The 13406-nt window shown below is 58.8% G+C and carries 11 protein-coding genes; 7 read left to right on the forward strand and 4 right to left on the reverse strand.

The genetic code is table 11. From position 1 onward, the window contains the following. Window positions 1–79 precede the first annotated feature (79 nt). The 4 genes from ACSYSO_RS02230 to trxA form a co-directional block, all read right to left on the reverse strand. On the reverse strand, window positions 80–310 hold the full coding sequence (locus tag ACSYSO_RS02230; RefSeq protein WP_489760406.1) for a hypothetical protein: 231 nt from the start codon (window positions 308–310) through the stop codon (window positions 80–82). A gap of 474 nt (window positions 311–784) precedes the next feature. Next, a complete protein-coding gene (locus tag ACSYSO_RS02235; protein ID WP_489760407.1) occupies window positions 785–2461 on the reverse strand; it encodes an MDR family MFS transporter in 1677 nt (558 codons plus the stop codon). A 395-nt stretch (window positions 2462–2856) separates the two neighbouring features. Beyond that, entirely contained in the window at window positions 2857–3846 is a 990-nt protein-coding gene (locus tag ACSYSO_RS02240) for a resuscitation-promoting factor (RefSeq protein ID WP_489760408.1), read from the reverse strand. Window positions 3847–3969: 123 nt separating this feature from the next. Beyond that, window positions 3970–4323 carry a thioredoxin gene (gene trxA / locus ACSYSO_RS02245; RefSeq protein ID WP_489760409.1) on the reverse strand — a complete coding sequence of 118 codons (354 nt, stop codon included), beginning with the start codon at window positions 4321–4323 and terminating at the stop codon, window positions 3970–3972. A 224-nt stretch (window positions 4324–4547) separates the two neighbouring features. Between trxA and ACSYSO_RS02250 the strand changes: the two genes are divergently transcribed. The 7 genes from ACSYSO_RS02250 to ACSYSO_RS02280 all read left to right on the forward strand — a co-directional run bounded on the left by ACSYSO_RS02250 (window position 4548) and on the right by ACSYSO_RS02280 (window position 13373). Continuing rightward, window positions 4548–5165, forward strand: coding sequence for a DUF4916 domain-containing protein (locus ACSYSO_RS02250; protein WP_489760410.1), 618 nt, complete (start codon window positions 4548–4550; stop codon window positions 5163–5165). A gap of 172 nt (window positions 5166–5337) precedes the next feature. Beyond that, window positions 5338–6186 carry an alpha/beta fold hydrolase gene (locus ACSYSO_RS02255; protein ID WP_489760433.1) on the forward strand — a complete coding sequence of 283 codons (849 nt, stop codon included), beginning with the start codon at window positions 5338–5340 and terminating at the stop codon, window positions 6184–6186. 132 nt (window positions 6187–6318) lie between these two features. After that, window positions 6319–7863, forward strand: coding sequence for a L,D-transpeptidase (locus ACSYSO_RS02260; protein ID WP_489760411.1), 1545 nt, complete (start codon window positions 6319–6321; stop codon window positions 7861–7863). A gap of 163 nt (window positions 7864–8026) precedes the next feature. Beyond that, on the forward strand, window positions 8027–8488 hold the full coding sequence (gcvH, locus tag ACSYSO_RS02265; protein ID WP_489760412.1) for a glycine cleavage system protein GcvH: 462 nt from the start codon (window positions 8027–8029) through the stop codon (window positions 8486–8488). 88 nt (window positions 8489–8576) lie between these two features. After that, on the forward strand, window positions 8577–9734 hold the full coding sequence (locus ACSYSO_RS02270) for an App1 family protein phosphatidate phosphatase (RefSeq protein WP_489760434.1): 1158 nt from the start codon (window positions 8577–8579) through the stop codon (window positions 9732–9734). Between the two features lie 9 nt (window positions 9735–9743). After that, window positions 9744–12176, forward strand: a complete 2433-nt coding sequence (locus ACSYSO_RS02275) for a S9 family peptidase (RefSeq protein WP_489760413.1) — start codon at window positions 9744–9746, stop codon at window positions 12174–12176. A 162-nt stretch (window positions 12177–12338) separates the two neighbouring features. Continuing rightward, on the forward strand, window positions 12339–13373 hold the full coding sequence (locus ACSYSO_RS02280) for a 3-isopropylmalate dehydrogenase (RefSeq protein ID WP_489760414.1): 1035 nt from the start codon (window positions 12339–12341) through the stop codon (window positions 13371–13373). Window positions 13374–13406: the final 33 nt, after the last annotated feature.

A 13406-nucleotide genomic window follows, 5' to 3' on the forward strand; every position in this document is an offset into this window, starting at 1 on the left:
TTGAGGAGGGTGATGTCTGAGCTGATGGCGTTGACGGTGGTGCCGTCTTTGGTTTGAATGGAGGAAGCTGGTTCAGTTCCTAACGTGCCAAGTTTGCTGGGGGGGGGGTAATGTCATTGCCGTTTTGGGTCTGCGCGGCTGACGCTTGAGCTTCGCTGGAGGTATTGCCGGCATATGCTGCCGATCCTGCGGCGAAGGCGGTAAGTAGGGTGGCCACGGCGGCGATGCCGGCAACGAGGCGCGTGCGTGCGGACTTCGGTGCCGCACTGGTTCGGCGAGTGCTACTCGTGGTGGTGGGAAGTGTGCTCATGTGTGCGTCCTCTTAATCCCTGTCTGTGCCGTGTATTGTCTGTGTTTCGTCCTGGGCACCGGTGTTCTCGGTTGATGCCGCGCGAAAGTCTTCTATTGTGTTGCAGGACTCGCAAAACACATATGCGCAATCATGCTGTGACCTATGGTACTAATGAATATTGACAAATGATGCATATACATTGCATAGAGCAAAGACGCTGTCTATTAACAATATTGGTGGATAACTGTTTTTCCGCCTATCCACTGAGTTGGACACATATCAACATATGTGTATATCAAGGTTTCCACAACTGCAGAAGATCACGGCAAGCCTCTGCTGAGAGAGGATAGGCGACGGTTTGAGGTGCGTACGTGGGAAGGCTGGCGGAGCAATAGGCACAGTACAATCCATCTCGCATAAAACAAGGGCGCTGCAACACCACATCGGTACCGCAACGCCCCTGACTATGCACATGTCGCGCACATGTGAACCTCATGACGTGTGCACGATGTCTCCGATGTGGTGGTGCACGCTGTGCAGCGCCCGCTGGGTCATATCGCGCGCCGAGCCGGCGCCCTTGCCTGTCACGCCGAAGAACACGATCATCACCATGCCGAAGGCGATGGCGGAGCTGACATACAGCGACATACGAACACCGAAAATGCTTGATGCGATGGCGGCTGCGTGGCTGGTACCCAAGGAACGCTGATGCATGGCGGTGAACTGCTCCATAAGAATCACCAGCACGGGCGATCCGATGGCGCCGGAAATCTGCCGGGCGGTATTCGTCACTGCCGAGCCGGCCGAAACGTCACGTGGCTCAAGACAGTTGAGCGACCACGTGGTGACAGGCATGAGCACCAAGCCCATGCCGATTTGACGGATGAACTGGCAGATGGAAACCCACCAGATTATCGTGTCCGACCCGATGAAGCTCATCATCAACGTGCCAATGAACAGTGTAAGTGAGCCATACAGTGCCACCGGGCGTGCGCCGAATTTGTCGAGCAGGCGGCCGCCGGCGAACTGGGCGATGCACTGGCCGAGCGCTCCGGGCAGCATCACTAGGCCGGAGATGGTGGCTGAGTAGCCGCGGTCATCCTGAATGTACAGCGGGATGATGACGGTGATGGAGCTGAACGCAAAGAAGCTCATGGCGGCGGTGATGGTGCCGATGCGGAAGTTACGGTTGCGTAACGGGTTCAGGTCAAGCAGCGGCGGCTGAATCTTGCGCAGCGCCTCGGCAGTATCAGGGTTCTTGACTTTCTTGAGAGCGTCGTCGCGGTTCTCGGTGTCGATGTTGTTGGCACGGTTGAACCTGCTCACCTCCTCGCGGAAGCGGCGAGCGCCCTTGATCTGGCGCGTGACGAACCAGACGATGCCGACCAGTCCCACCAGCATGACGGCCCACACCTGCGGGTTGGAGAAGGGATAGGTCTCGATGTTGGTGAAGCCGTAGAGCAGACCGCCGAACCCGATGATGGAAAGTATGACGGAGAAGAAGTCGGCCTTGGCAAGCTTGTCGGATTGTGAGAAGTTGCGCAGTCCGAAAATGGCAAGCACCAGAGCTATGGCACCCACAATGGTAAGGGTGAGGAAGATGGAGCGCCAACCGGTGGAATCGGTCTGCCAGCCGCCGAACGTAGGTCCGATGGCCGGAGCCACGCTCATGGCCATGCCCACGGTGCCCATAGCCACGCCGCGCTTGGACAGCGGGTAGATGGAGAAGACGGTGATTTGCAGCACCGGCCACATCACACCCGAGCCGATGGCTTCGAGCGTACGGCCGAGCAGCACGAGCGGGAAGACAGGTGCCACCCAAGCCAGCACCGAGCCGAGCGTGAAGACGGTCATGGAAGTGATGACGATTTGGCGGGTGGAGAAACGGCGTGTGAGGAACGCGGTGAGTGGCACCATCACACCCTGTACCAGCTGGATGATGGAGGTGAGCCACTGGCCGGTGGTCACGCTGATATGAAACTCCGAAACGATGGTGGGCAGTGCGGCGCTGAGCTGCAGCTGGGTGAAGTTGCCGATAAAGGTGATGAAGGTAAGAATGGCAATGGAAACGAATGCGGCATGGGTGAGATGCCCATTCGCATAGGTCTCCCCGCTGCCAAGAGGGGTGGAGATATTGCGTTTCGCGACTTGTGGATGCTGTTCACGCACGGTGACTCATCACTTCTTTCTATTATCACAAACTACGGGCCGGTACATATATGCAAACGCATGGCGGCAATCAGGCGAGCGCTGGCTTGGTTTGCCACGCATGGGCTGTTTCGTCATATCGAAAACAGATGCCATTATACACGGTTGATTTCGCGAGCAGGCGCATGTCGCGGCAGGCTAACTCAATTTTTGTGTGGACTTGTGGTGGTGTAGTCACATGCCGTTGAAAGGTGTCAGCACCATCGTGTTATGGGTATGAGGAACTTTCGTGCAGCATCGCAACGTTGCGTAAGAACTGCATGACGAACGCATGCGCATATGAGAAACGGCGGACCCGATATGGATTCCGCCGTTGTCTGCCGTGACTGGAGTACGCTAGGAACTACATTCACGCTCTAATAGTTGTGGTGTGACAGCCAGTATTGGTATGCACCCTGAATGCTGCCGTACCTGCCGTTGCAATAGTTGAAGAACCACTTGAGCTGGGTCTGGTAGTTCGTGGCCCAGTCAGCGCCCATGCTTGCCATCTTGCTGCCGGGCAGGGACTGCGGCAGACCATAGGCGCCCGAAGGGTTCTGTGCGTTGACCCTCCAGCCGGACTCGTGGGAGATGATGTAGACGGTAGCGGTGAAGTCGGCTTCGCTGTGGCCGTTGGAGAGCAGATAGTCGTGCGTCCACTGCTGCATTTCGCCGACAGGCGTGGTGGTGCCGATGTTCTTGTCTGCCGCGGAGATGGTGGCGGTCGCTCCCGTGCCCACCAAAATGACTCGATCGACCGGGGCGGTTTTGACGGCGGAAGTGAAGATGTTGCTGGAGGTGATCTGGTCGCCGGCACGTGTGATCAGGCTGGTGGTCTCCATCACGCCGTCCTGGCCTTCGCTCTCTACCTTCTCCTGGCCCTTGGGCAGGTCCTTGGTCTCCTTGCGCACGGTGTTGAAGGGGATGGGGGAGTCCGCGGTCTGCAAGTCTGCGCCGGTACGCTCTACCGTGATGGTTGTGGACTCCTTGACTTTGGAATCCAAGGAGGGGTGTACGGCATCGCCCGGCTCAAGTGTGATGTTGCCTTGCTCCAGCACCGACTTGATGGTGGTGAAATGCGTGCCGATCACCGCGCGGGATTTACCGTTGATGGTGACGGTGACGTATGTGGATCCTTTGGCGGAGCCACGGTCGGCCACACCTCGTGCCTCCGGGCCGGTGGCCGAGAAAGCGGTTGCCTCGGCCACTTTGGCCTCTTGTGCCGCCTTCTTGGTGTTGTGTACATGCATGCATATGATGCCTGCGCTCAGCGCGACGACGATTGCCATCACGATGCTGCCCATCTTGATCCACTGCCGTTTACTCAGCGAACTCAGAGTCTTAACTTCCTTGCGGTGGTTTGCCATCGTTCTCCTCGAAACATCGTTTTCGTATCTTGCCGGCCTCAGCGCCGCACTTATGACACCGTTGCCAGCAGCAACTCAACAGTTCATGCTAGCTGCGTGCATGGAAAAGAGGAAGAAAACCCGCTATTTTTCAGTTGTCGGCGCATCGGCGTTCAGGTCGAGAGCACGCGCCTGAGCGATGAGATCGTCGAGGTCGGAGGCACGTAGGGCACCTGCTTGTTTGAAGATGACCTGGCCCTTCTTGGCGATGAGCAACGTGGGAACGGCTTGAATTTCGGCAGCCTGCGCAAGGTCTTGATTTTGGTCGATGTCGACTTTGCCGAACACGATGTCGCTGTTCTCTTCGCTGGCTTGATCATAGATGGGTCCGAACGCTTTGCACGGGCCGCACCACGTGGCCCAGAAGTCCACGAGCACAATCTCGTTGTCGTTCAGTGTTTGCTCGAAGTTTGCCGCGTTCAGGTTCTGTGTAGCCATGTCTGTATCCTTTCGCCGATATGTGTTTCGTGAAGTGCGGCATTCGTCGCCGTTTCGAAACCCATGAATTCCCCTCCACAGTACCGCAGATTTGCTCGTGCGACCACCATATGCCTAAGCTGCAAGAGGAACAGCACGGTTTGCTTCATTCTGTCTTGCTCCCATTCTGCTTTGTTGCGTGGTGGCGGCTTGCCCTTACCCGAACTTGGGTGAATAATGGGAATATGCCAGTATTACATGATGAAGTCCCTGACGGCGCGTTCGAGGGCGAAAACCGCGGTGAGTTCGAGGGCATTACGCCTGAGGACTTTATCAGCGGTTCAGGCAATCCTCCCGGGTGGCTTTCTGCAGATTGCATCGATCAGGTGCGCCGGCAGATGCCGGTGGCCTACGTCGAAGTGGTGCCAGTGCGTCAGGATGCGTTGGGCAGAGTAACTGAAGTGGGTACTTTGGTGCGCGTGCAGGACACCGGTTCTGTGGAACGTACCCTCATCACCGGCCGCGTGCTGTTCCACGAGACCATTCGTGAAGCCATTGCTCGCAATGTGGCCAAAGACCTGGGCAATTTGGCATTGCCGCTGCTGCCGGCAACCTTGCAGCCCTTCAATGTGGCCGAGTTCTTCCCGACCCCGGGAATCTCCGAATATTACGATCCGCGTCAGCATGCCATAGCGCTGTGCTACATGGTGTGTATCTCAGGCGACTGCAAGCCGCGCAATGAGGGGCTTGATGTGCAATGGTGCAGCGTGGCCGAGGGGCAGGTGAAGACGTTGATCGACCAGATGGCGGCCGGTCACGGTGCGATACTGCGGCAGGCGTTGAGTTGGGCGGGTGTGCTCTGACCGCATTGGCTTAGCGTGGGCTTCGTGTAAGACGTGTAAGTGATATACAGAGATATAACAGGATGATGGAGGGATGCAAATGAATATGCGCAACGCAGGACGCAGCCGTGCCGGTGCCGACGTAATCACAGAGGTTGATGGTGGGGATGAAATCTTGGGAAGACCTGCTGAAATGACCTTGCACAACACCATCTACCGAGGTGGTGGCGGCGTACCGATGGTGCTGATCCATGCCTTCCCGGTGGACCACCACATGTGGGATGAGTGTGCTGCGAACATCATTGACTTGGCTGACGAGTGCGGGGTTGCCTCTTTCCCGCTCTGGGCGCCTGACATGCCGGGAGCCGGGGCAAGTCCTGTTCCTTCTTCCGCCCAGACAGGCCGCGTAGAAACGTCGGGAGCATACCCCGAGGCGTTGGACGCGATGAGCGATGCCTACGTGGGGCTATTGCGCAAAGCCGGGTATCGCCAAGCGGTGTGGGTGGGGCTTTCCATGGGAGGTTATGTGGCGTTGGACGTGCAGCGCAGACACCCCGAAGCGGTAGCCGGTCTGGTGCTGTGCGACACGACGGCAAGTGCCGACGCGGACGGAGGAACGAAGCGGCTCGGCGTGGCATCCGCAGCGCTGAACAGTCACAGCGTGGAACCGGTGATGCATTTTGCACGCCCGCAGGAGGGTGATTCGAGTGTGAAGCGCGGCGAGCGGTTCCAGGAGCAGATGTCTGGTTGGATTGACCGCCAATCTCCCGCAGGCGTGGCATGGCGGCAGCGCATGGCGGCCGGCCGTCCCGATTTGAACGATGTACCTCCCTCTGTCACCGCCCCCTCGGCTGTGGTAAGCGGGCAGAATGACCCGTCCAGCCCACCCAGTGCCATGAAGCCGCTCGCTGAACGTATGGGGCAGGATGGCGCTGTGTTCACGCAAATCGAAGATTGCGGGCATTTCAGCGCCGTCGAACATCCCGATATCGTGGCACGCGCTTTGATTGAGGTGATGAAACGCGTACAGCAGGCGAGCTGACCGTGCTGTCTTGGCGCTGAGCATACTATCGAACTTTGTTGTATGGACGATGCCTTTATACTGAAACGGTACGTTGATATTGGACGATAGTGGTGGAGCGGTTGCGGCCATACAGCATGCAGCGGTGACGGTATGACGAAGGGACGTGACGTGGGCTACGCTGACGACGGTTATGGTGAGTTTGAGCCGGTGCAGCAGCTGAGCGATGCCGATATTGCGGCGCTTGGGGAGAAACCATCCGATCAGGGGCACCGCTCGGGTGTGAAGTGGCGTCTTGTCGCTGTGGTGCTGGGCGTCCTGGTAATGGCAGCGTTGGTGGTGTCGTTTTTTGCGATGCGCGCGCACTATAGCGGCAAGACGGCGCCAGGGGTGAGCATTGGCTCCACATCACTGGCCGGGCAGAGCGGTGACCAGGTGGAAGACACCGTCAAACACCAGGTTGCTAGTTCTTATGTCAAGGTTTCCGACGGCTCAACCAGTATCAAGGCCTCGCTCAAGGACTTGGGTGTGAGTGTCGATGTCAAGCAGACCTCACGCAGGGCGCTCGATGCCAAAACCGGCAACATATTTGTGCGGCTCAATCCGCTGTCCAAGTGCAAGGTGGAGCCGAAAGTCAACGTGGATACATACACGCTCAGCAGCTATGTGAACGGCGCATTCGTGCCTGACTCCGAGCAGGCGCACCCCTCATCCATCAGCTTTGACGGTAGCAAAGGCATGTTCCTCGTTCATGAGGGTAACGCCGGGCGTTCGGTGGACACCAAACCGGTAGAACGCTCCGTGCAGAACGTGTTGAGCGACCTGGGCAGTCACAGCGAGGCGCGCGTTTCCTATCACACCGACAATATGCCCATTTCAGTGGAGGCGGCCACACAGGCGGCCACGCAGGCCAATGTCAGGCTGGGCAACCAGTTCGTGGTCGACAACGGCAACGGCACCGCGTTCAAGATTCCCGGACCTCAGGTGGCCGCATGGATCAAACCGGAAGCCGATTTTGACAAGAACGTCATCAACCTGACCTACGACAAGGCCGCCATCGGCGACTATATGAACACCACGCTGCCCAAGCGTCTCAATCGGAGCATGGTGAGCCAGGTGGACGTGGTGGAAGACGACACGAACACGATGCTGGGCACTACCACGCAAGGCGTGGACGGGGTGACGATCAAGGACGTCGACTCCGTGTCGAAGCAGATGGTTTCCGCATTGACCAACGCACAGCCCATGAACGTGACGGTTCCCGCCGACGTCACCAAGTTCGACGTGCAGCAGCGCAAGACGCACTACCGCATCGTGGTGGATCGTGCTGCGCAGATGGTCAACGTGTATCACGGTTCAGACACGGTGCGTTCCTTCCCCGTGTGCACCGGCAAGAACGGCGACAAGGAAACCACGAATGGCGACTATTTCATCTATCTGACCTACAAGGTGCAGGACATGAGGGGGCGTGACTACTTCTCGCCGGGCGTGAAATGGGTGAGTTATTTCAACGGCGGGCAAGGGTTCCATACCGCCGATTGGAATCATGTGGGCATTGACTCCGGCAACCCTGCGGGCTATGGCTCCCACGGATGCGTCAACATGAATGAGGCCGATGCCAAGTGGATTTACGACAATTGCCCGAAGGGCACGTTCGTGCAGGTGGTGGGTGATCAGCCGGCCGGTGCGGTGCGCTGACAACGAGACGGTCGCGGCTGTTGCAGATGCATAAGGCTCGAACGAACTCTGGCAGTGGGCATCGGGCTGAGGTACTCGCGTCGGACCTGGGGAGCGCTCGTGTACCTGACCTTCGGTTAGACTGAAGGCACCCGTGAAACAAGCCGATATGTGGAGGACAGGCATGGCACAGGAGAACATGAACGAGAACAGCGAAAGCAAGGGCGAAGAGACCGCGGACGGTGTGCAGGCTGCGGCTACCAGCATTGACATCCCCGATCAGCTGGGATATTCGGACGACCACGTGTGGGTGGAAGATCTTGACGGCCTGTTCGCTTTGGGCATTACCGAATACGGTGCCGAGCAGATGGGCGATCTCGTGTTCCTCGACTTGCCGCAAGTGGGAGACCGTGTCGAGGCCGGTGATGAATTGGTCGAGATGGAGAGCGCCAAGGCGGTACAGCCGATGATCGCCCCGATGGCGGGCACGGTACGCTATGTCAACGCAGCAGTGGCGGACGATCCTGAACTGGTGAACCACGACCCCTATGGTGAAGGCTGGATAGTGAAGCTTGAGCCAGACGACGACCAACCCGAGCTGCTGGACGGAGACCAGTACGCCCGCCTGATCAATAAACTGGGCTAAGTCAGGCTCGGCAGGAGGGCATGTGAGCGAGCGCAACACGAACGATACGAACCCCACACGTCAGGAACACAGAGGACGGCGCCGCACCATCCGCGTGCATCGTACCTCCACGAGTTTCGATTCGGTGCCGCGTACTGTCAACGGTCGCTTGGTTCCTGTCTCGGTGCAGTTGGAGCGAAAGGCCATAACCGGCATCTTCAACTGGTGGGTGAGGTTTTCGGGGCGTCTGACGCGCTCACTCGGCTGGTATCCGCGTGTTGAACCCTATGTGGGGTATGGCACCAGCTACTATGCACGGCTGATATGCCGTACCGTCATGGCACCAAGAAACGGCGTGGCAGGAGCCATGATGCGCGGCATACGCGGCATGCTGGCAGTGCCGGCTCCCGAAGTACGCGTCAATATAGCCATCGATGACATGCCCGTCACCACCGTGCAGGTAGGTGTCCCCGAAATCTACGACCCAGTGGAGCCTTCTCGCCGCCAAGGGCCGGATGTTGCCGTATCGGACTCCTCCGGCTACCTTGATTTGGTGGCCGAGCTGGGCATGGAGCCTGGCGTGCATCGTGTTTCGTACACGCTTGATAAGCGCCCTGCCGCGCTTTCCGATTTGTTCGTCGTCGCGCCGGGCACCAAAGTCGGTGTTATCTCTGACGTGGACGACACCATTATGATCACGCAGGCTCCCAGCCTCCTCAAAGCGGCCTATAACTTGTTGCTGCTCAATCCCCGCAAACGTGTGTCGGTGCCCGGTATGAGCGCGCTGTTCGCCAAAATCGCCGACATCTTTCCCGACGCCCCCTTCTTCTATTTGTCGACTTCGCCATGGAATGTGGAAGGTTCCATCCGTCATTTCATCACCGACCACGGTTTTCCGGCCGGCCCGCTTCTGCTGCGCGACCTCGACCCTCGCCCCAAGACCTTCGTGCCTTCCGGAGTGGAGCACAAACTCGAATTCTTCGATCAGCTTATGGCCGATTTCCCTGACATGAAGTTCATCCTGGTGGGAGATGACGGGCAGCGTGACCCTTCCACATACGCCACCGTGGCCAAACGATATCCGGGGCGCATACTGGCCGTTGCCATACGCCAGTTGACTCCCAAGGAAGCCTCGCCGCTCGGTGGGGTGGCGGGGCTTGCTCCCACCGAACCAATGCCGGTGACTGATGTGCCGGTGTTCACCGGCGCAACCGGTGCGAACCTCATGAAAACCATGCTCCCGTATTTGCGCCAAGTCGCGCTATAATCGGGCAGCATGACAGAGTGCGAGAACAGTTCAACGACACCCAGCCTTGCTCCTCCCCAAGCCAAGCGGATAGAGCGCCTGCGGGAGGTACATGGTCAGACGTTCAACGACCCATACGAGTGGATGCGGGACAAAGACAGCGTTGACGTGAGGCACTATATCGCCGCGCAGAACGAATACTACCAAGAACGCACAGCCGGTTTGGCAACGCTTAAGCACACTCTGTTCGACGAGCTGAAATCGAGAGTGCAAGAGACCGACATGTCGGTGCCCACACGCATCGATGACTACTGGTATTTCTCCCGCACGCGGCAAGGTCTGCAATACGGCGTGCAATGCCGCATCCCCATTTCGGGACCCGACGATTGGGATCCGCCGAAGGTCGATCCGCACGATGAACCAGGGGCGATGGACGGCGAAGAAGTCGTGTTCGACACCAACGCGGAAGCGGCTGGCCACGATTTCTACCGACTCGGTGGGCTCGACCTGAGCCGGGACGGACGATGGATGCTCTACGGCGTCGACACGACCGGCAATGAACGCTATGACTATCGCATACGAGATCTCGCCACCGGCCGGGATCTGCCCGAAGTGCTGGAAGGAGTGGGCGGAGCCTGCCTGACTCCGGACGGTGCATGGGTGTTCTCCATGGTGCTTGACGAAGCCTGGAGGCCCTACGCCGTTGCTCGCCACCGGGTAGGGGACAACGTGGAGAATGACGTGGAAGTGTTCCGAGAAACCGACGAACGGTTCTGGGTGGGCGTCGGCTTGAGCTTCGACGAGAACAACGTCATCATCTCCACCAGTTCGAAGACCACCAGCGAGGTGCTGCTCCTGCCTGTGAACGAGCCGGAAGGTGAATTCAACGTGTTCATCGCGCGCCAGGAAGGTGTGGAGTACGATGTAAGTTTTGCTCAGTTCGAAGGTGCCGGCGACGGCGGGACCGATATACCGCTGGCCTTGGTGTACCACAACGCACACAACCCGAACTTCGAAGTCGATGTGGTGGATATGCGCCGCCACCAGCCTCCCTTCACTCTCGGCGAGGGAACAGTGATAGCCCAAGGTTCGCCCTACGGCTGTGAGCGCGGAGACGACCTGGAAGCCGGGGCAAGCGCCAAGCGAGCAGGGGAGCCGTACTGCAACCCCGCCAATCCGGAGACGTTGCAAGGCGCTCGAGGTCTGGGAATCGAAGGCATCGCCATGCACCGACATTTCGTGATGCTGGCGTACCAGGCCGATGGGCTGCCGCATGTGGCGGTGATGACCAAAGACCAGGCTGCAGAGGACTTTGCTGCCGGCCGGCCATGGCGGTTCCGTGAGCTGCTGTGCGGGAGCGACCGCGATGAGCAGCGCCTGTATGCCATAGGTGCCGGTGGTAACCCCTCCTACAATGCACCACGTCTTCGCTACTCCTTTGCTAGCTACACCACTCCTGGGGAGTTGCATGAGATCGATGTTGCATCTGGCCGGGATGTGCTGCTCAAGCAGGCGCAGGTGCTTGGCGATTTTGACGCGAGCCGTTACCGTGAGCGCCGTCTGTGGGTCAAGGCTCGCGACGGCGAACAGGTGCCGGTGTCTCTGGTATGGCGACCGGACTGCTTTGCTGGCGGCGACCCGACTGCGGCGCCGATGTTCATCACCGGGTACGGTGCCTACGAGCTCAATTCGGATCCCGGGTTTGCCGTAGGGCGGTTAAGCATGCTCGATCGCGGTGTGCTCTATGCCGTGGTGCACACCCGTGGTGGTGGGGAAATGGGTCGTGCGTGGTACGAGCAGGGGCGGCGACTGAACAAGAAGCATACGTTCGAGGATTTTGTGGATGCTACGCGCGCATTGCAAAGCCAAGGGCTTGCCGACCCTGCGCGCACGGTGGCCAACGGAGGATCGGCCGGAGGCCTGCTGATGGGTGCCATCGCCAACATGGCTCCGGAATGCTATGCGGGAGTGGAAGCGGATGTGCCCTTTGTGGACGCGCTCACCTCGATTCTTGACCCCTCGTTGCCACTTACCGTTACCGAATGGGACGAATGGGGAGACCCGCTGCATGATCGCGACGTGTATGACTATATGCGTTCGTATTCCCCGTATGAGAATGCGCCGTTCGGGCCGTGGGGCGTTGATGGGGACGATAGCGCTGACGGGTCGGGTGCGGGCGCTGATGGTGCAGGTGAGTTGCGTAGCGTTTCGCAGGACTCTCCGACCGGTTCGCATGCTCCGGTCTTCCCCAAGATTTTCGCCACTACTTCGATCAACGACACGCGCGTGTTGTATGTCGAGCCGCTCAAATGGGTGGCACGCCTGCAATCCCAAGGTGTGGATGCACTCATCAAAGTGCAGGTGGAAGCAGGGCATGGCGGAGTCTCCGGCCGCTACGAGCAGTGGCGTGAGGTGAGCGAAGAGAACGCGTGGTGCCTCGACGTGATGGGTATTGACCAATAGCTTGCGAGTTAACGAGCAAGTCAACTGGCACGTGTCCGGAACACTGTAATAAAGCCTGAGTCGCGAGGATGGCATTGGATTTGCGCTTCCCTGTCTCACGGTGATGTCCACCATGCGGACTTGACGGTGAGACGCGGAGCTGGGCCTGGGTAGTCTCGTGCCATGAGCAAAGCGACGTATAACATTGCAGTAATTCCTGGCGACGGCATCGGCAAGGAGATCACACCGGTGGCCCAACAGGTCATGGAACGGGCCGTGGATGGCGCGGCCGACTTCCATTACGATCAATTCGACTTGGGCGCTGACCGCTACTTGCGTGACGGCGCCATTCTTCCCGATGAGGATTTGGAACGGCTCAAGCAAGCTGATGCCATTCTGCTGGGCGCCATCGGCGACCCGCGCGTCAAGGCCGGCGTGCTGGAGCGAGGTCTGCTGCTCAAGATGCGTTTCGCTCTCGACCAGTACGTCAACCTTCGTCCCACCAAACTCTACCCTGGGGTCGTTTCTCCTCTGGCACATCCCGGCAAGATTGACTTTGTGGTGGTTCGCGAGGGGACGGAAGGGCTGTACTGCGGTGCGGGTGGTGCCGTGCGGCGCGACACTGCACAGGAGGTTGCCACGGAGGTGTCGATCAACACGGCATATGGTGTGGAACGCGTAGTGAGATACGCTTTTGAGCTGGCCATGAAGCGCCGCCGTCACGTCACGCTCGTGCACAAGAAGAATGTGCTCGTCAACGCCGGGGACATGTGGCAGCGCATCGTGGACAAGGTCAGCAAGGAATACCCCGAAGTCACGCACGACTACCAGCATGTGGATGCGGCCACCATCTTCTTGGTGAGTGACCCTTCGCGCTTCGACGTGATTCTTACCGACAACCTCTTCGGTGACATTCTCACCGATGAGGCTGGAGCTGTGGTGGGTGGCGTTGGTTATTCCGCCTCCGGCTGTATCAATGCCAGTGGTGAATTCCCCTCCATGTTCGAGCCCATTCACGGTTCTGCTCCCGATATTGCCGGCAAAGGCATCGCCAATCCCACAGCGGCAGTGCTCTCCACGGCAATGCTGCTGCGCCAGTTGGGATTGGACGAGCCGGCAGGTCGTATCGAGCAGGCCGTTGAGGCCGATATCGAACAACACGCTGGTGCAAGCCGCAGTACGCAAGAGGTGGGGCGCGACATCATGGCGCGACTATAGCCACATTGCGTTTCAGGGCTGAACTGTACTACA

The sequence above is a fragment of the Bifidobacterium sp. ESL1130 genome (genome assembly GCF_058507935.1).